The organism is Pseudomonas sp. LAM2023, assembly GCF_016620375.1.
Classification (GTDB): Bacteria; Pseudomonadota; Gammaproteobacteria; order Pseudomonadales; family Pseudomonadaceae; genus Aquipseudomonas; species Aquipseudomonas anuradhapurensis.
Genome location: NZ_JAENHV010000036.1, coordinates 48,439 through 65,868, shown reverse-complemented (window position 1 = coordinate 65,868; position 17,430 = coordinate 48,439). Strand labels below are relative to the sequence as shown.

The following is a 17,430-nucleotide window of genomic DNA, read 5'->3' as shown; positions in this document are numbered from 1 at the left end:
TCGTCATGCCGGTGGCTGCTGGCGTGGCCAGTTCAGGCTGAAGCAGGCACCTCCCAGCGCGGCACTGCGCCCCACCGTAGCCCGGCCGGCGTGCCAGTAGATGATCCGCCGTACGATCGACAGGCCCAGGCCATGCCCGCCCGAGGCGCGGGTACGGCTGTCATCGAGCCGGGTGAACGGCGTGAAGATGCGGTCCCAGACGCCCTCCGGAATCCCCGGGCCGTCGTCTTCCACATCGATGCGACAGCGCTGTTGCCCCAACTGGTAGCTCAGGCGCACCTCGCCCTCGGCATGGCGCATGGCGTTGCCCACCAGGTTCTGCAGGGCCCGGTGCAGGTAACGCGGCTCGGCCTCGACCCAGGCGCCTTCGGCATCGGCGCCCTGGCATTCACCGCGCAATACGCGTACCCCGGCCCGCAGCGGCGCCAGTTCTGCGATCACCCGCTCGAACAAGGCATCCAGGTCGACCCGCTCGAACTTCAGCGCAGGTGCCCCCTGCTCCAGGCGGGCATAGGTGAGCATTTCGTCGACCAGCTTGTCGAGGTCCTGGATATCCCCGTCCATGCCAGCCAGGTGCTTGGCCCGGGCCTGCTCGGTAGTCGCGCTTTCGATCATCTCCAGGCCAAAGCGCAGGCGTGCCACTGGCGTGCGCAGCTCGTGGGAAACCGCACGCACCAGCTCGCGCTGCATGCTCAGCGAGCGCTGCAGGTGCTCGGCCATGCCGTTGAACGCTGCCGCCAGGCGCCCTACCGAGTCGGCATCGTCGGCTGGCACGCGGGTGTCCAGGCTGCCCTGGGCGATGCGCGTAGCCGCCACCTCCAGGCCCGACACGCGGCGCTCCAGCTGGCGCACCAGCAGGTACACCACCAGGCCGATCAGGCACAGGCCGAGGAAGGCGATCAGGATCAACAGCTGCGGCGGATAAGGATTGAGCTGGTACAGCGGGCCGATTTCCAGTACCCAGGGCGAACCGGCCAAGCCGGCGAAGACGCGGATCGAGTCGCCATCCTTGCCCAGCGCCATGACCGTGTCGCCCTCCTCGACCCGGCGCCGCTGGTCGTCGTCCAGGCTCACCCGCTCGATGCGCTGCAGGGCCACGCCAAAGCCAAAGCCCTTGTCGCGCTTGAGCTGCTCCAGGCGCTGCTGCTGTTCTGTCACCGGGTAGCGCACCAGCTCGTCGGCCAGCAGGTACAGGGTGGCCCGCGCCAGCTGCTCGCTGACCTGCCGGACCTCGGCGACCAGCAGCACATCCTGCTGGCCAACCTTGCGCAATACCTGGGCGGCGTGCGGGCCGGTCTTTTCGACGACCACCAGGCCGCGGCCCAGACGCGCCCGCTGGCCGCCATCCAGCGCCCGCGCGGTGATTGGCTGCAAGGTCAGCGGCACCCCGAGCAGGCGCTCCCACATCAGCAGCGAGCGCTTGCGCTCGGTGTCGTTCTGCAGGGCCAGGTTGTCGGCCATCAGGCTGAAGGTACCCTGGGCCAGGCGCTCGCGATGCTGGGCGGCACGCACCTCGTTGACCAGGTGCAGGCTCAGCGCCCCGAGCAGGGCCACCAGCACCAGCACGGCCAGCATGCCGCCGTAGATGCGCAGGAAGATCGAGTTGTTCATGACGCCTCGCCGACGAACAGGTAGCCCTTGCTGCGCAGGGTCTTGATCAACCTTGGCTGGAGCGGGTCGTCGCCGATCTTGGGGCGAATCTTCGAAATGCGGATGTCGATGGAACGGTCTTGGCCGTCGTAGCCGACGCCGCGCAACGCGGTGAAGATCTGCTCGCGGGTCAGCACCCGGCCGGCGTTGCTGGCCAGCAACCAGAGCAGGTCGAATTCGGCGCCGGTCAGTTCGATCAGCTGTTCGCCCAGGCGCGCCTCGCGCAGGCGGTTGTCGATGCGCAGGGCACCGAAGGCCAGCGCCTGGGCTTTGCTGTCCGCTGCCTCGCTGCGGCGCAGCAGGGCCTGGATGCGCGCCAGCAGCAGGCGTGGGCGCACCGGTTTGCACACGTAGTCATCGGCCCCCAGGTCCAGGCCCTGGACCTGGTCGAGCTCGTCGCTGCGGGCGGTGAGCATGAGGATCGGCCCGGAGTACTGGCTGCGCACCCGCCGGCAGATGCTCAGGCCATCCTCGCCGGGCAGCATGAGGTCGAGGATGACCAGGTCGGGCTGGCCGTCGACGATGCGCCGCGCGGCACGCGCGCCATCGCCTTCGACGCTGACCTCGAAGCCGTTGGCCTGCAGGTACTCGGCGGTGAGCTCGGCCAGGCGCTGGTCGTCTTCGACGATGAGGATGCGGGGTGCGAGGTGGTCCATGGCTTGTGCCTATGTTTGTTGTTTTTCTATGGCCTGCGCCGGCCTTTTCGCGGGTGAACCCGCTCCCACAAGGACCGCACCGCTTTCGAACCCTGTGCAGTACCTGTGGCGGGTTCACCCGCGAAAGGGCCAGCACAGGCAACATAACCCTTTAACCAAAAAGCAACATCCCCTCGGAATACTACGGCTGTCATCCGGTACTGCCAACCTGCCAGCACCCCCCCGACTGAACCGTTTTTTGTGATAGGGTTCGCGCCCGAAAAATTCTGCCCAGAGGCAGCAGAACGCAGAAAAATACTGCAAACCACTTGGCACAAGGCCTACAGCGAATACCCACCATTCACTCACAAAGTACGCACAAGTTATCCACAGGCGATCGCCTTGCAAAGCCCCCGATACCGCATTATCTTGTATCCCGATCGCAGCGAACCACTAGATATTGGGGTTCGTGCAAAATCACACACAAAAGTCAACCCGCAAAATCAAGCGATTTTTCGGCTGAGCTTCAAGTGATTTCAGCAGCCAAACCGCTCCTGCGGAGGCGACCGAGGCAAGCCCTTCCAGGGCCTTGTTCGGGTATGGGTGTGGCAGGCCAGGCCTGGCATCCATCAGCAACAGTTTTTGGGCACGGCCCAGAACCTTTGACTTCGGCCAGGGAGCGGCAAGCCATTGCCCCTTATTCCTGAGTCTGTCCCGAAGTCGGTACGCCCGTGCGGGCGGATGCGCATGCCTTTGCGCAACCCCCGCCAGGCCATCGGGCAAGTGGACGGAACGGTGGGCGCCCAAAAGGCGCCTGAACAATATAGAAACTGTGGAGACACCCACCCATGCAAACCGATACGACTCGCGAGAACCCGCAGGCCAAGGTGCCGCAGGCCGCCGATTCCACCCAGGATCTGGCTGCCACCGCCCCCGGCCAACTGCGCGTGATCAAGCGTAACGGCACTGTCGTCCCCTACACCGACGACAAGATCACCGTGGCCATCACCAAGGCGTTCCTCGCAGTTGAAGGCGGTACCGCCGCCGCTTCGTCGCGCATCCACGACACCGTTGCACGCCTGACCGAGCAGGTCACCGCCACGTTCAAGCGTCGCATGCCATCGGGTGGCACCATCCACATCGAAGAAATCCAGGACCAGGTCGAACTGGCCCTGATGCGCGCCGGCGAGCAGAAAGTCGCCCGTGACTACGTGATCTACCGCGAGCAGCGCGCCAAGGAGCGTGCCACCCGCGTCAACACCGATGCCGTGGTCGAGCCGCACCCAAGCATTCGCATCACCCTGGCCGACGGCAGCCTGGCGCCGCTCGACATGGCCCGCCTGAACACCATCATCAGCGAAGCCTGCGAAGGCCTGGCCGAGGTCGATGGCGACCTGATCCAGCGCGACACCCTGAAGAACCTGTACGACGGCGTGGCCATCAAGGACGTCAACACCGCCCTGGTGATGACCGCCCGTACCCTGGTCGAGCGCGAACCGAACTACTCGTTCGTCACCGCCCGCCTGCTGATGGACACCCTGCGCGCCGAAGGCCTGGGCTTCCTCGGCGTCGCCGAGAGCGCCACCCACCACGAAATGGCCGAGCTGTACGCCAAGGCCCTGCCGGCCTACGTCGAGAAAGGCGTCGAGTTCGAGCTGCTGGACCCGGCCCTGAAAGGCTACGACCTGGAGCGCCTGGGCAAGGCCATCGACCACGAGCGTGACCAGCAATTCACCTACCTGGGCCTGCAGACCCTGTACGACCGCTACTTCATCCACAAGGATGGCGTGCGCTTCGAGCTGCCGCAGGTATTCTTCATGCGTGTGGCCATGGGCCTGGCGCTGGCAGAGAAAGACAAGGAAGCCCGCGCAATCGAGTTCTACAACCTGTTGTCGTCCTTCGACTACATGGCCTCGACCCCGACCCTGTTCAACGCCGGTACCCTGCGCCCGCAGCTGTCCAGCTGCTACCTGACCACCGTGCCGGATGACTTGTCGGGCATCTACCACGCGATCCACGACAATGCCATGCTGTCGAAATTCGCCGGTGGCCTGGGCAACGACTGGACCCCGGTACGTGCACTGGGCTCGTACATCAAGGGCACCAACGGCAAGTCGCAAGGCGTCGTGCCGTTCCTGAAAGTGGTCAACGACACCGCCGTTGCCGTGAACCAGGGTGGCAAGCGCAAGGGCGCCGTGTGTGCCTACCTGGAAACCTGGCACCTGGACATCGAAGAATTCATCGAGCTGCGCAAGAACACCGGTGATGACCGCCGTCGTACCCACGACATGAACACCGCCAACTGGATCCCTGACCTGTTCATGAAGCGTGTCTTCGATGACGGCAAGTGGACCCTGTTCTCGCCCTCGGAAGTGCCAGACCTGCACGACCTGACCGGCAAGGCTTTCGAAGAGCGCTACGAGTACTACGAAGCCCTGACCGAGTACAACAAGATCAAGGTGTTCAAGACCGTCCAGGCCAAAGACCTGTGGCGCAAGATGCTGTCGATGCTGTTCGAGACCGGCCACCCGTGGCTGACCTTCAAGGACCCGTGCAACCTGCGTTCGCCGCAGCAGCACGTGGGCGTGGTGCACAGCTCGAACCTGTGCACCGAGATCACCCTGAACACCAACAAGGACGAGATCGCGGTCTGCAACCTGGGCTCGATCAACCTGCCGAACCACATCGTCGACGGCAAGCTGGACACCGCCAAGCTGCAACGCACCGTGAACACCGCCGTGCGCATGCTCGACAACGTGATCGACATCAACTACTACTCGGTGCCGCAAGCGCGCAACTCGAACTTCAAGCACCGCCCGGTCGGCCTGGGCATCATGGGCTTCCAGGATGCGCTGTACCTGCAGCACATTCCGTACGGTTCCGATGCTGCCGTCGAGTTCGCCGACAAGTCGATGGAAGCGGTCAGCTACTATGCGATCCAGGCGTCCTGCGACCTGGCCGACGAGCGCGGTGCCTACGAGACCTTCCAGGGTTCGCTGTGGTCCAAGGGCATCCTGCCGCTGGATTCGCAACAGATCCTGATCGAGGCCCGTGGCGCCAAGTACATCGACGTCAACCTGGAAGAGTCCCTGGACTGGGGCCCGGTACGCGAGCGCGTCAAGAAAGGTATTCGTAACTCGAACATCATGGCCATCGCGCCGACCGCGACCATCGCCAACATCACCGGCGTATCGCAGTCGATCGAACCGACCTACCAGAACCTGTACGTGAAATCGAACCTGTCGGGCGAGTTCACCGTGATCAACCCGTACCTGGTCCGCGACCTGAAGGCCCGTGGCCTGTGGGACTCGGTGATGATCAACGACCTGAAGTACTACGACGGTTCGGTGCAGCAGATCGAGCGTATCCCGCAAGAGCTGAAGGACCTGTACGCCACCGCGTTCGAAGTCGAGACCAAGTGGATCGTCGATGCCGCCTCGCGTCGCCAGAAGTGGATCGACCAGGCTCAGTCGCTGAACCTCTACATCGCCGGCGCTTCGGGCAAGAAGCTCGACGTGACCTACCGCATGGCCTGGTACCGTGGTCTGAAGACCACCTACTACCTCCGTGCCCTGGCCGCGACCAGCACCGAGAAGTCGACCATCAACACCGGCAAGCTCAACGCCGTTTCCAGCGGTGGCGACAGCGCCCCGGTCCAGGCAGCCGGCCCTGCGCCAGTGCCGAAGGCCTGCGCGATCGACGAGCCTGACTGCGAAGCCTGCCAGTAAGGCTTGGCTGAGGCTTCCCCCGGGAAGCCTCTTTTCCGTGTAGCCACACGGAACCCTGTGGGAGCGGGTTTACCCGCGAAGAGGCCGGCACTGCCGCCTCCCGCCCCACAGCCAAACACAATAGGCCCGGGCGCCAATGCCCAGGCCAGCCCCTAAAAGGGCACTCAGATTTGCGTGCACTGCTGTACCCCCTCCGGGGCCAAAGCAACGCAACCAAGATCCACCGGCCATACTTCACAGATGGCCCTCAAGCAGGAGAATCTCACCATGCTGAGCTGGGACGAATTCGATAAAGAAGACGGCGAAGTCGCCGCCAAAGGCAATACCCCTGCGCAGGCCGCTGCCGCCGCCACCCTCGACAAGCTCGACAGCGCCGGTGGTGCCGCTGCCCTGGAAGCCCGTGCCGCCAGTGCCGACGACTCCGACGCGGTCAAGCGCGCCAAGGCTGCCCTGAACGACCTCGACATCGCCGAAGGCCTGGCCGAGCTGGAAGGCTCCAGCGCCCGCGTGCGCGTTGACGAAAAGCGCATGATCAACTGCCGCGCCGACCTCAACCAGCTGGTCCCGTTCAAGTACGACTGGGCCTGGCAGAAGTACCTCGACGGCTGCGCCAACCACTGGATGCCGCAAGAGGTCAACATGACCGCCGACATCGCCCTGTGGAAGAGCATGGACGGCCTGACCGAAGACGAGCGTCGCATCGTCATGCGCAACCTCGGCTTCTTCTCCACCGCCGACTCGCTGGTGGCCAACAACCTGGCCCTGGCCGTGTACCGCCTGATCACCAACCCGGAGTGCCGCCAGTACATCCTGCGCCAGGCCTTCGAAGAGGCGATCCACACCCACGCCTACCAGTACTGCATCGAGTCGCTGGGCATGGATGAAGGCGAGATCTTCAACATGTACCACGAGATCCCGTCGGTGGCGAAGAAAGCCGCTTGGGGCCTGAAGTACACCCGCGCCATCTCCGACCCGGAATTCAACACCGGCACCGTCGAAACCGACAAGGAGCTGCTGCGCAACCTGATCGCCTACTACTGCGTGCTGGAAGGCATCTTCTTCTACTGCGGCTTCACCCAGATCCTGTCCATGGGCCGCCGCAACAAGATGACCGGCGTCGCCGAGCAGTTCCAGTACATCCTGCGTGACGAGTCGATGCACCTGAACTTCGGTATCGACGTGATCAACCAGATCAAGATCGAGAACCCGCACCTGTGGGACGCGGCGATGAAGGAAGAAGCGACCCAGATGATCCTGCAAGGGACCCAGCTGGAGATCGAATACGCCCGTGACACCATGCCACGCGGCGTGCTGGGCATGAACGCGGCGATGATGGAGGACTACCTCAAGTTCATCGCCAACCGTCGCCTGACCCAGATTGGCCTGAAGGAAGAGTACCCGGGGACTACCAACCCGTTCCCGTGGATGAGCGAGATCATGGACTTGAAGAAAGAGAAGAACTTCTTCGAGACTCGTGTAATCGAGTATCAGACTGGTGGGGCGTTGAGCTGGGACTGATAGTTCGGGCGAAGCATAGAGAAGGCTGCCGATTGGCAGCCTTTTTTTCGCCTGGATCCACCGCGTCGTCTGTTTCGCGGGCTTGCCCGCTCCCACAGGTAATGCGCTGGCTTTGAGTTCACGCTGTACCTGTGGGAGCGGCCGTGGCCGCGAACACCGGCGCAGCCGGTGCCATGCACCGCGTCGCCTGCTTCGCGGGCTTGCCCGCGCCCACAAATGCCGGTGACACCCACAGCTAGTTCATTTGCCTGCCTACAACACCACCGCCCTGCTACTTCCCTTCACCAACCGGCTCGACCCGCTGCACCACGATCTGCATATGGCTCGCCATGTCAGTCAGTATCACCTCCCCCTCCTTGTACTCCGGGGTGATCATCAGCGAGCGGACAAAATGCTCGTTACCACCTTCGCGCTTTTGCACGTTCTCGAACGCCACGATGATCGTGTCGTTGCGCCAGTTGCTGATGTCGAAACCGCCCGCAGCAACGAACTCACTAATGTCGCGCTCGTCGTTGAACACATTGGCCGGCAGGATCAGCAGGCGTTCCTTGAGAAACACCTGATAATATTGGCGAGGCCCCACCGGCCAGTTCTGCTCCACCACGTGCTCGATGCGCCAGTGATGGACGTTGTTCTCATAAACCACGACGCGCTCGACCTTGTGCCCGTTGCAAGCAACGAGCAAGGGCAATAGCAAACCACCGAGCCAGGTACGCTTTCGGCGCAAACTCATCCCGATCCCCTCGTTACATCAGAGACAGGTGTCATTTAGAGGTTTTAGCCGCGCGACGGTTGAATTTACGGATGTCCCGATACTCCACCAGGCGCACGCGCATCTCCCGGTAACGCTGGCTGTTGATGATCAGCAGAGCCAGCAAACCGAACACCAGGACGGAAATATACCCCCCCATGTGCGGGCGATAACCGTAGCTGGGCAATGCGGCGAGCAAGGCAACCACGAGGATGCCGATCACACCGCGCACGCCCCAGGCAAAGCCACGCACCATGGCGATATGCGAGGCGGCGCTCACTACACCGGCTGCCGCCAGCACCATCACCGAGTGTTCAGGGTCTGAACTGCGCATATAGGTGGAGAACACCAGCGAGACGGTGCCGCCCAGCGCCATGCAGGAAAAGAAAAACTCGGCAATGAACACGCCGAAATAACGGGAAAGGAATGCTTGCAGTTCCTGGCCATGGGTCATTCGTCAATTTCCTCGTAAAGCCCCACGGCAACCGACTGCACGAAGCTACTGCTAGCAAAACCCGACAAGCCGCCAATCGAGTCCTTGATCAAGGTACGCGTGGCGTGCTGGATTTGGGTAGGGGTGAAACGTTTGATCGCGGTACCCGCCGCCTGCTTCAGCTTCAGCTGCTTGGCGGTGAGCGACGGGTGCTTGATCTGCAGAAGTTCCTCGGCCAGGGCCTTGCGCTGCTGCCGCGACAGGCTTTGGAACAGCTCTCTCCAGCCCTTGCCGGTCGCCGCTTTGCGTGCCTGCAGGAAACGCACGGTGTTCAGGCTCGATGCGCCCACACCGGCCAGCGCTACGCCGTCGAGTATGCTCATTACCGTCTGGACCGTGTCATTACTGTCGAGCCAGTCGTTCTGCCCAGGGTCGAACACTTCGTTGAACACCCGGTACCCGCCCATCATGCACTGCCCGGTCCCTGCCGCTGCGGCGGCATAACCGACCGCCGTCAACACCATGCTGGCGCCGCCAGTGAAAGGTACGGCAATGGTGCCGCTGAACATGACGACCCAACCCAGATAGGCCGACAGGCAACTCAAACTGGCGTTCACGGCCTCTGCCATCACCTTGCGCTCACGAGCGCCGGTCTGCAGCTGGGTCATGAACTGTTCAGGTGACTTGTAAGGTGGCGCCTCCTGCAAAATCACGCGCTTGGGCGCGATGCTGCAGATCGGCTTGAATTCGCGCAGGACGATCACGTTGTACTGGGCATCGATGTAGACAACACCCGCGCCAACGATACCCGGGTCGGAATCGATGGCCCTGAACAACTTCTGCTGGTCGACGGTCAACAGCAGCCGCTGGCGGGCCATTTGCTGCTGGTAGCCGCCGAGCACGCCGGACATCAGGTCGGTCACGACAACTCTCCTTGATTCGAAAAGCCGCTGCGCCGGCCCACGCACGCCCCGTGCAGGTCAGGCGACCTGCCTGGGGCGGCACGTGCACCGGCGCAAGCGCAACGGAGCGTGGGTTACACGTTCGGGCAAGGCACCGGCGCCCAGTCACCCATGTCGGGGCTGCGGCACATCTTGTTGACCTGGTCGACGCCAGCATTGGCCACCTGCTGGGCCTCGGCTTTCTTGGTCGTGGCCTTCTGCAGGGTCTTCTCGGTGGCGACCGCCTCTTGCGGCACGTTCTTGTTCACCTTCACGGCCTGGGTCTTCTTCTTGCCAGTGGTGGTCTTCGGCGGTTCAGCCACGGTCGCTACGTCGGTACGGGCCACACCCACCTGCTTGAGGTCCTGCTCGTAGGCCTGGGTATAGTTGTCGAGGTTTTCCGCGACGCGGCCGTTGACGGTGGCCAGCAGCTTGTTCGACTCCTGCAGGCCGGAGACGATCTCGGCCAGGCGCTTGCGCCCTTCGGTGTCGTTGATGCGGTTGGCCTTGCGGCCTTCGATCAGGCTGGTGAATTCACGCTGGTAGCAGCTCTGCGAAGCCTTGGCATAGGCCGTGGTGCGGTCCAGGTCGGCAGCGCTCTTGTCGATGTCGGTGGCGTACGAGGCAATGCGCTGCTTGTCGTCGCTGATCTGCTTCTGGCGCTCGGTGTAGTAACCGGCCGCGCCGCCCACCAGGGCACCGCCCGCCGCACCGATGGCAGCGTTGCGGCCGCGGTTGTCGCCGTCGACCAAGGCACCGGTCAGGGCACCGCCGAGGGCACCGATGACCGCGCCGGTCGCTACCGAGCGGGTCATGTCGCCGTCGGTGGCGCGCAGGTGCTGCACCGGCTCGTAGCAGCTCGGGTAGTACTCGACCTTGGTCGTGGCACCCACCTTGGACACGGGTGAGCTGGAGCAGCCCGCCATCAGGACAGTGCTGAAACCTGCGGCGAGCAGCAGGGCGGAACGGGCATGGGAAGCCGTGAAGATGGTCTTGAACATGTCACTCTCTCACGTGGGTGGTTAAAACGGGGGGCCTCATGCCACCCCGCGCTTGCGTCAGGCAGAAGCCACTACGAAGGCCGCGCGGCGGCCGATGCCAGGAGCTCCTTGAGGATCGTCGCCGGGTCGGCCCGCCGGTTCTGGCGGTACTCCCCAACGTGGCGAACGAACAGGGTCGCGCGGCTCACCAGGCTCTGGCCCAGGACCGGCTTGCGATTGAGTTCTTCCTTGACCCGCTGGAACTGCGCCTGGATCACCGCATCGGTGTAGCGCGTGCCGCTGGCCAGGTTGTCGATGTAGATCGCCACCGCGCCATCGAGCGCAGCGCGGCCGTTGCTGATGGCCGCGGCATACATGCGCACGCTGGTCTGGTCGCCACGCGCCTGGGCCTCGGCCTGGGTGTTGCGCAGGTTGGTCAGGCGGATGTTGTAGTTGTTGATGGTCTCGGCCACCAGGGCGGCGGACTGGATCAGGTTGCCGGCCGCCTCTTCGCGCTGGCGGCCGATCAGCGACACGCTGCGCTTGAGCTCTTCGTTGACCAGCCCCAGCTCGGCCTGCTGGCGCGGGTCGGTGGTGGCGGCGATGAGGCTGTCCAGGCGCTTGGTCGGGTCCTCGGCGGCATCGATGTCGTCGGTCAGGCTGGCCAGGCGCCCTTGCTTCTGCCACTGCTCGAACAGTTCCTGGTAACGCGAACGGGGCGCCGACAGGGCCCCGATGGCCACCCGGAAGCCGGTGGTCTCGTTGCGCTGCTCGGTACCGTCAGCACCAAACAGCGGGTACTCGCGGCGCATGCCGGTGAACAGCGTGCCCTCGCCTTCCAGGTAGTTGCCGCCCTTGACCACGAAGCCGCCATAGGCGCCCTGCAGGCGCCCAGCGTGCACCAGCTGGAACGACTCCTGGACCATTTCCGCAGCATTGCCGATCACATCGAACAGCCCCAGCGGGTTCGGCAGCCGGGTGCCGATGGGCATCAGCCGTGCCGCCTGGCCGCTGCCGCCAGCCACCTGGTTGTACACCGCCCAGTCGCTGAGCGGCCCGTCGCTGTCACTGCCCTGGACCTTGCGCGGGAACAGCCGCCCTTCGAGTTCCTGGCGGCTTACCGCAGAACCGCCACGGGCAGCGAACTCCCACTCCACTTCAGTGGGCAGGCGCACGAAACCGATCCCGCCGTCCTCGGCCTTGCTGCCCCGGCCACTGACCGGCAGCAGGTCGCGGTGATACTTGAGCAGCCAGGCACTGTAGACCGCGACAAAGCGTTCGGCCTCGAAGCGCGACAGCTTGACCTTGGGCAGGCGCCCGGCCGCCGAGGTCTCGGGCTGGCAGGCCGGCGCCGCCTCGCCGCTGGCCAGCGACTGGGCCTGGGCCATTACCTGGGCATACTGGCGGGCGCTGACCTCGTACTTGCCAATGAAATACATCATTGGCTTGAGCGGGCCGGCCTGGTCGAGCTTGGGCAGGCTGGGGGCGACCGCCTTCTGCCACTCGGGCGACAGGTCCTGGAGGCTGAACTGGCCATTGATGAAGTCACGCCGGTAACCGGAAATGAACGACTGCTGGTAGCCGGCCTCGCCTTCGCTGAACGGGTAGCCAAGGTTGACCTCGCGGTCGTCCAGGCTGCCCTGGGCCAGTACGTAGACGCTGCGCAGCACCAGCTCGCCGCCGCACGGCAGCGGCAGGCTGACGTCACCGGGCAAGGGCTTGGGGTTGTCCAGCTTGCTGGTATCCACCGCCGCTGCCGGGGCGCTGGCCGCAGCGCTGTCGACTGGCTTGGCCGGCTTGGCCGGCAGCTCCTCGGCGCCCGGCGAACAAGCCGCCAGGCCCAGCGTGGTCAGAAGCAGGGCCGCAGCCCCGAGGCGAAGTTCAGACATCACGGATTCCTTGGCTGGCATCGATGCGTGTCACCCGCCAGCCGCCCACGGCAGCAGCGGCGGCGCTGGCCAGCAGCACCGCAGACAACGCAACGAAGTAATGCATCGGCAACAGGTGGCTGGCGTACTCGCCGGGCACCTGGGTGAAGATCCGGTTGAGGCCCTGCTCGGCCAGCAGGTACAGGCCGCCGGCAACGGCCGCCGCCAGCACGCCGCTGTACAGCGCCTGTAGCACCACGAACAGCAGCAGCGCGGCCGTACCGAACCCCAGCAGGCGCAGCACCGCCAGCTCGCGCTGCTTGCGCTGCACTGCCGCCACTGCGCCAGCGGCGATGGCAGCCACGGCGCCGGCCACGGCCAGGCTGGTGATGACCCAGAACACCAGGTCGAGGTTGCGGCTCAGGGCCTGCACCTGGGCGATCTGCGCCGCCTGGGTCGATACCAGCCATTTGCGTTCGGCAAAATAGGCGCGCAGCGGCTCGACATCGGCCAGCCCCCGGGCATACAGACGAAACGCCGGGTAGATCCGCCCGGCATCGCTGCCTGCGGCCTCGCCCGGCCAGCCCAGCGCCGGCACAGCGCGCCCGTCGCGGTAATCCTCGACCGCTTCGAGCAGGGCCAGCGAAGCGAACAGGCCATCGCGTTCGAACGCCGCCAGCGGCAGCACCGCGGCCACCTGCAAGCGCGTCTGGCGCCACTGCAGCTGGCCGGCCTGCTGGCGGCTGAAGCTGGCCTGCAACTCATCACCGGCAGCGGCACCGAGCTTCTCGGCAGCGGTAAAGCTCAATACCACCTGTTGCAGGCCCTGCGGTGGCGGCACCTGTTGCAACAACGGGTCACCGGCAGCGGTCGGCAGCATCTCGACGGTCACCGCGCGCCCTTGGGCCGGCAGCAACAGCTCGGCGGTGGCAGCGATCTGCCGGGTGCGCGCAATGGCGAAGGCAACGTCCGGTCGCTGGGCCAGGGCCTGGATGAAATCGGCATGGAAACGGCCACCGCCCAGGGGAATGATTTCGCGCACGCTCGGGTCGCGTTGCAGCCGCTCGGTCAGGCTGCCGACCAGGCCGAACTTGAGCCCGAACAGCACCAGCAAGGGTGCGATCACCGCAACCAGCGCCAGCACGCTGCACGCCGACAGCCGCGCATCGTTGCGGTAGTCCTGCCAGGCCAGGCCGGCGATCAGCCACGGGCGCATCAGACGGCCTGCACCAGGCTGGCGGTGACGCCGCCGTCGGCATCGCGCCGGCAGGCCATGCGCAGCACGTCCAGCCCGGCCCGGCGCGCCAGCGCTTCGTCATGGGTGGCGAGCACGCAGGTTACCTGGCGCGCCTGGGCCTCGCGCAGCAGCAACTGCATGACCCGCTCGGCGTTCACCGGGTCCAGCGCCGCGGTAGGCTCGTCGGCCAGCAGCAACGCCGGCGCATGCGCCAAGGCCCGGGCGCAGCTGACCCGCTGGCGTTGCCCCAGCGACAACGCGGCAGGCTTCTTGGCCAGCTGGTCATGCACATCCAGCGCCTCGGCCAGGCGTTCGACGCTGCCGTCCTCGCCCAGCCCCAACAGCTGCCGCGGCAGGCGGATATTGCCCCGCACATCGAGGAAGCCGAGCAAGCCGCCGGCCTGCAGCACATAGCCCAGCTGGCGGCTGCGCAGCGCCGCCAGCTGGTCGAGACGGCGCTGGCGCCACAGGCCAGCCACATCGGCGCCAGCAAAGACGAAACCCTCGGCGGCATCCGGCGCCAGCACCAGCGCCAGCAGGTCGAGCAAGGTACTCTTGCCACAGCCGCTGGGGCCGACCAGCGCCACCCGTGCCCCAGCCGCCAGCTGCAGCCGGTCGATCTGCAGGCTGTAGCGCTGGGCACCCTGCCCGCGCGTCTTGCGCACCCCGTGCAGGCTGATCATCACGGCAGCGTCGACAGTGGTACACGGTACAGGGCGTCGCCCGGCTCGGCCTTGCCGAAGCGCACCCAGTTGGCCATGTCGTTGTGGAAGGTTTCGTACAGGCGGATCTTCGAGTCCAGTTCGTCGATGAAGTCCTCTTGTTCGGCCACCGACAGCGACAACCACAGGTCCTCGGTCATGCTCAGCGACTTGCTGCGGTATGGCAGGCCTTCGAGGTATTCGCCCAGCACCCCGCCCTGGGCCAGGTTGGCGCCTTTGCGCAAGGCCCCCGGATCGCGGCTCATGTAGGCACTGGCGCTGGCGATCTCGTTGAAGAAATCACCGGGCGAACTGCGGGTCTTGCGTGCGGCGTCGACGATCAGCTTCAGCGACTGCTGCAGGTCATTGAGCTGCAACTTGGTCAGCATCACGCACACCTGCAGGCTCGGCAGTGCCGGGTTGGTCAGGTCGCGGTCGGCGGCCCAGGCGCTGACCAGCTGCGGCGCCTGGCTGGCAGCGTGCCGGCCGAGGAAGTCCATGTGCATGGCGTAACCGATCGCCTGCGACTTGGCCGCCAGGCTCGCGCCCGTGGCCAACTGCGGTACTGGCTGTGGCTGTTGTTCACGCACCTGGTGCGCCAGCTCGGCGAAGGTCGAGCCGATCTCGCGCACGCGCTCGCCAAAGGCGCCCACATCGCCGCCCGGCACGCCCACGTACAGGTCGCCGATCTGCGGGTTGCTGTCGGCGGTGAGCACGCGGTACTGGCTTTCGGCCGAGCCATGGTTGTTCACCCCGGCGGGGGTGCGCAGGTGCAGGGCGTAGATCTTGATCTGCTTGCTCAGCGCGGCCTGGCGAACCTCGGCCTCGTTCATCTGGGTGCTGCTGTACGGGTCGTTCTTGCGCAGGGCGCCAGCATCGCTGACCAGCAGGACGATGCGCCCGCCATAGCCCGACCAGTCCATGCCTTCCACGGCCTGCATCACCCCGGCAAAGGCATCCTCATTGAACGAGTGGCTGGAAACGCTGGTGGCCTTGACCTGCGCCGCGGCCTTGAGGAAGCGCGCCGGGTCGCGGCCCTCCTCCAGGCTGACCAGGGTCTTGCTCAGGTAGTCCAGGCCCGGTGTGCGCTTGACGCTGTTGCGAAAGCCCACCAAGCCGAAGCTGACGTTGTCCAGTTCGCCGCGTGCGGCCAGTTGCGCCTGCAGTTCGCTGACCACCTGGCGCACGCGGTCGATGTAGGGTTGCATCGATACCGAAGTGTCGACCACCAGGACGATGCCGGTACGGAAGCGGTTGTCCGTCGCCACCGCCGCGCCGGCAGCCGTGGCCGCCTGGCTGCGGGAGCTGCTGCCGGGGTCGATGGAGGCGACGTTGAGCAACTGCACCGGCTGGCCGTCGGCGCCGAAGCTTTCACGGTAGTCGAAGATCGGCATCAGGTAGAACTGGTTCTGCGGCACCGCGCTGGCGGCCGGCTCCAGGGCCAGCACCTGGGGTACCTGGTCGGGCTGGTTCTGCGCCTTGAGCAAGTCGGCGCGGGCCTTGCCGGTGTCGTCGAGCAGTTGCTGCAGGTCTTCGGCCTGGCGCATGAACATCACTGGCGAACGGCCGGAACGCTCGGTGAATTTCAGCACCAGGCTTTGCTTCCAGTCGCTGGTTTGTGCCGCCGGCAACCAGCCGTCGCGCTGGCCGCTGCTGGAGGCACCCACTTCCAGCCAGGGCTGGCCGTCGATGTCCTTGCGCTGGTACACGTACAGCACCGAGAACGCCGGCAGCGGCTCACCCGCGCCGTCGCCGGGCTGGGCCAGCAATTGCGCTTCGGGCTTGCTCAGCACGCGTTGGAACAGGGTTTTCTTGCCTGGCATCAACAACGGCCGGCCGTCTTCGCTGGCAGCTGGTGGCGGCGCGGTCGGCGCCAGCGGGTCACTCGCGGTTTGTGCCAGCGGTGGTTGCGCAACCGGCTGCTCATTGCCAGAGCGCAACCAGAAGAAGGTCGCGCCCAGGCCCAGCGCTGCGGCAATGGCCACGGCCAGTATGGCCTTGGCCGGCTTGCCCGAGGCGGGTTGCGGCGGCGCAGCGGGCCGGGTCGGCTGCGGCTTTGGCGCAGGTGCAGGTGCGGCGACCGGCTTGGCCGTGGCCTGCGGGATATCGATGGACACCGGTGTCAGCCCACCCAGCTCGGCCTTGCCCGGCAGCGCGACCGGCAATGGGCGGATCACCGTGCTGTCCGCGCTGTCGGCTGGCAGGCGGTCGAGTGCAGCCAGCAACGCCGCGGCATCGGCGAAGCGTTGCTCAGGGTCCTTGGCCAGCAGCCCGCGCAGGATATCCTGATAGCGCCCATGCTCGATGGGCAGTTCCGGCAGCGGCTCGGTCAGGTGGGCCAGCGCAGTCGACAAGGCATCGGTGCCCCGGTAGGGCAGCTCGCCGACGAGGATCTCGTACAGCACCACCCCGAGCGCATAGAGGTCGGCGCGGCCATCGATGTCCATGCCCCGCGCCTGCTCCGGGCTCATGTAGCTGGGGGTGCCGACGGCGAAGCCGGCCTGGGTGAACTGGGTGCGGTCATCCAGCGACTTGGCGATGCCGAAGTCGGAGAGCACCGCCGTGCCGTCGGCACGGAACAGGATGTTGGCCGGTTTCACGTCGCGGTGCACCAGCCCCTGGGCGTGGGCATAGCCCAGCGCCTGGGCGATCTGCCGCACGTACAGCAAGCCCTGCTCAGGGGTAAGCCCGGCAGCGATGCGCTCCTTGAGGGTCCCGCTGGGCAGGTACTCCATGGCCATGTAGTACAGCTCGCCGACATTACCGATGTCGTGGATGGTGGCAATGTGCGGATGCGCCAACCGCGCCAGGGTGCGCCCTTCGCGCAGGAAGCGCTCGCAGAAGGTAGGGTCGGCGGCAAGGCTCGCGGCCATCACCTTCAGCGCCACCTTGCGCTGCAGCGAGCGCTGGGTCGCCAGGTAGACACTGGCCATGGCGCCTTGGCCAATCTCGCTGTCGATGTCGAATCCGGGGATCTGCATGTTCAGG

General features: G+C 65.5%; 12 protein-coding genes. 2 read left to right on the top strand and 10 right to left on the bottom strand.

The window, feature by feature from the left end; genetic code table 11:
• Positions 1 to 3: 3 nt before the first annotated feature.
• Together JKP78_RS20095 and JKP78_RS20090 are read right to left on the bottom strand one after the other, a co-directional pair.
• Positions 4 to 1,611: an ATP-binding protein gene (locus tag JKP78_RS20095; RefSeq protein ID WP_200627388.1), complete on the bottom strand. Its 1,608-nt coding sequence runs from the start codon at positions 1,609 to 1,611 to the stop codon at positions 4 to 6.
• The gene (locus JKP78_RS20090) at positions 1,608 to 2,306 is read right to left on the bottom strand and encodes a response regulator transcription factor (protein ID WP_186687989.1); all 699 of its coding nucleotides are present in this window, start codon (positions 2,304 to 2,306) and stop codon (positions 1,608 to 1,610) included. The genes JKP78_RS20095 and JKP78_RS20090 overlap by 4 nt, the downstream gene beginning before the upstream one ends.
• A gap of 827 nt (positions 2,307 to 3,133) precedes the next feature.
• Between JKP78_RS20090 and JKP78_RS20085 the strand changes: the two genes are divergently transcribed.
• Positions 3,134 to 6,013, top strand: a complete 2,880-nt coding sequence (locus JKP78_RS20085) for a ribonucleoside-diphosphate reductase subunit alpha (RefSeq protein ID WP_200627386.1) — start codon at positions 3,134 to 3,136, stop codon at positions 6,011 to 6,013.
• Between the two features lie 267 nt (positions 6,014 to 6,280).
• Positions 6,281 to 7,531, top strand: coding sequence for a ribonucleotide-diphosphate reductase subunit beta (locus tag JKP78_RS20080; RefSeq protein ID WP_170031641.1), 1,251 nt, complete (start codon positions 6,281 to 6,283; stop codon positions 7,529 to 7,531).
• A gap of 271 nt (positions 7,532 to 7,802) precedes the next feature.
• Here the strand turns inward: JKP78_RS20080 and JKP78_RS20075 are convergent, their stop codons facing one another.
• From JKP78_RS20075 to JKP78_RS20040, 8 genes are all read right to left on the bottom strand, one after another.
• Entirely contained in the window at positions 7,803 to 8,264 is a 462-nt protein-coding gene (locus JKP78_RS20075; protein ID WP_186688036.1) for a hypothetical protein, read from the bottom strand.
• 31 nt (positions 8,265 to 8,295) lie between these two features.
• On the bottom strand, positions 8,296 to 8,736 hold the full coding sequence (locus JKP78_RS20070; RefSeq protein WP_200627384.1) for a hypothetical protein: 441 nt from the start codon (positions 8,734 to 8,736) through the stop codon (positions 8,296 to 8,298).
• Positions 8,733 to 9,626: an NAD synthetase gene (locus JKP78_RS20065; protein WP_170034259.1), complete on the bottom strand. Its 894-nt coding sequence runs from the start codon at positions 9,624 to 9,626 to the stop codon at positions 8,733 to 8,735. Before JKP78_RS20065 ends, JKP78_RS20070 begins: the two co-directional genes overlap by 4 nt.
• Before the next feature lie 125 nt (positions 9,627 to 9,751).
• On the bottom strand, positions 9,752 to 10,657 hold the full coding sequence (tagQ, locus tag JKP78_RS20060; protein ID WP_186688038.1) for a type VI secretion system-associated lipoprotein TagQ: 906 nt from the start codon (positions 10,655 to 10,657) through the stop codon (positions 9,752 to 9,754).
• A gap of 71 nt (positions 10,658 to 10,728) precedes the next feature.
• Entirely contained in the window at positions 10,729 to 12,525 is a 1,797-nt protein-coding gene (locus tag JKP78_RS20055; protein ID WP_186688049.1) for a formylglycine-generating enzyme family protein, read from the bottom strand.
• Positions 12,518 to 13,720, bottom strand: a complete 1,203-nt coding sequence (locus JKP78_RS20050; RefSeq protein ID WP_186688052.1) for an ABC transporter permease — start codon at positions 13,718 to 13,720, stop codon at positions 12,518 to 12,520. The genes JKP78_RS20055 and JKP78_RS20050 overlap by 8 nt, the downstream gene beginning before the upstream one ends.
• Positions 13,720 to 14,424 (bottom strand): ATP-binding cassette domain-containing protein, encoded by a 705-nt coding sequence (locus JKP78_RS20045; protein ID WP_170031656.1) that lies wholly within the window; start codon positions 14,422 to 14,424, stop codon positions 13,720 to 13,722. Before JKP78_RS20045 ends, JKP78_RS20050 begins: the two co-directional genes overlap by 1 nt.
• Positions 14,424 to 17,429, bottom strand: a complete 3,006-nt coding sequence (locus tag JKP78_RS20040) for a serine/threonine-protein kinase (protein WP_200627927.1) — start codon at positions 17,427 to 17,429, stop codon at positions 14,424 to 14,426. The genes JKP78_RS20045 and JKP78_RS20040 overlap by 1 nt, the downstream gene beginning before the upstream one ends.
• Position 17,430: the final 1 nt, after the last annotated feature.

What these genes read in the sequence shown, in the direction of transcription:
- JKP78_RS20090 (WP_186687989.1), bottom strand. Translation starts at nt 2,306, where the DNA reads ATGGACCACCTCGCACCCCGCATCCTCATCGTCGAAGACGACCAGCGC.
- tagQ (WP_186688038.1), bottom strand. Translation starts at nt 10,657, where the DNA reads ATGTTCAAGACCATCTTCACGGCTTCCCATGCCCGTTCCGCCCTGCTG.
- JKP78_RS20050 (WP_186688052.1), bottom strand. Translation starts at nt 13,720, where the DNA reads ATGCGCCCGTGGCTGATCGCCGGCCTGGCCTGGCAGGACTACCGCAAC.
- JKP78_RS20075 (WP_186688036.1), bottom strand. Translation starts at nt 8,264, where the DNA reads ATGAGTTTGCGCCGAAAGCGTACCTGGCTCGGTGGTTTGCTATTGCCC.
- JKP78_RS20085 (WP_200627386.1), top strand. Translation starts at nt 3,134, where the DNA reads ATGCAAACCGATACGACTCGCGAGAACCCGCAGGCCAAGGTGCCGCAG.
- JKP78_RS20065 (WP_170034259.1), bottom strand. Translation starts at nt 9,626, where the DNA reads ATGTCCGGCGTGCTCGGCGGCTACCAGCAGCAAATGGCCCGCCAGCGG.
- JKP78_RS20095 (WP_200627388.1), bottom strand. Translation starts at nt 1,611, where the DNA reads ATGAACAACTCGATCTTCCTGCGCATCTACGGCGGCATGCTGGCCGTG.
- JKP78_RS20055 (WP_186688049.1), bottom strand. Translation starts at nt 12,525, where the DNA reads ATGTCTGAACTTCGCCTCGGGGCTGCGGCCCTGCTTCTGACCACGCTG.
- JKP78_RS20070 (WP_200627384.1), bottom strand. Translation starts at nt 8,736, where the DNA reads ATGACCCATGGCCAGGAACTGCAAGCATTCCTTTCCCGTTATTTCGGC.
- JKP78_RS20080 (WP_170031641.1), top strand. Translation starts at nt 6,281, where the DNA reads ATGCTGAGCTGGGACGAATTCGATAAAGAAGACGGCGAAGTCGCCGCC.
- JKP78_RS20045 (WP_170031656.1), bottom strand. Translation starts at nt 14,424, where the DNA reads ATGATCAGCCTGCACGGGGTGCGCAAGACGCGCGGGCAGGGTGCCCAG.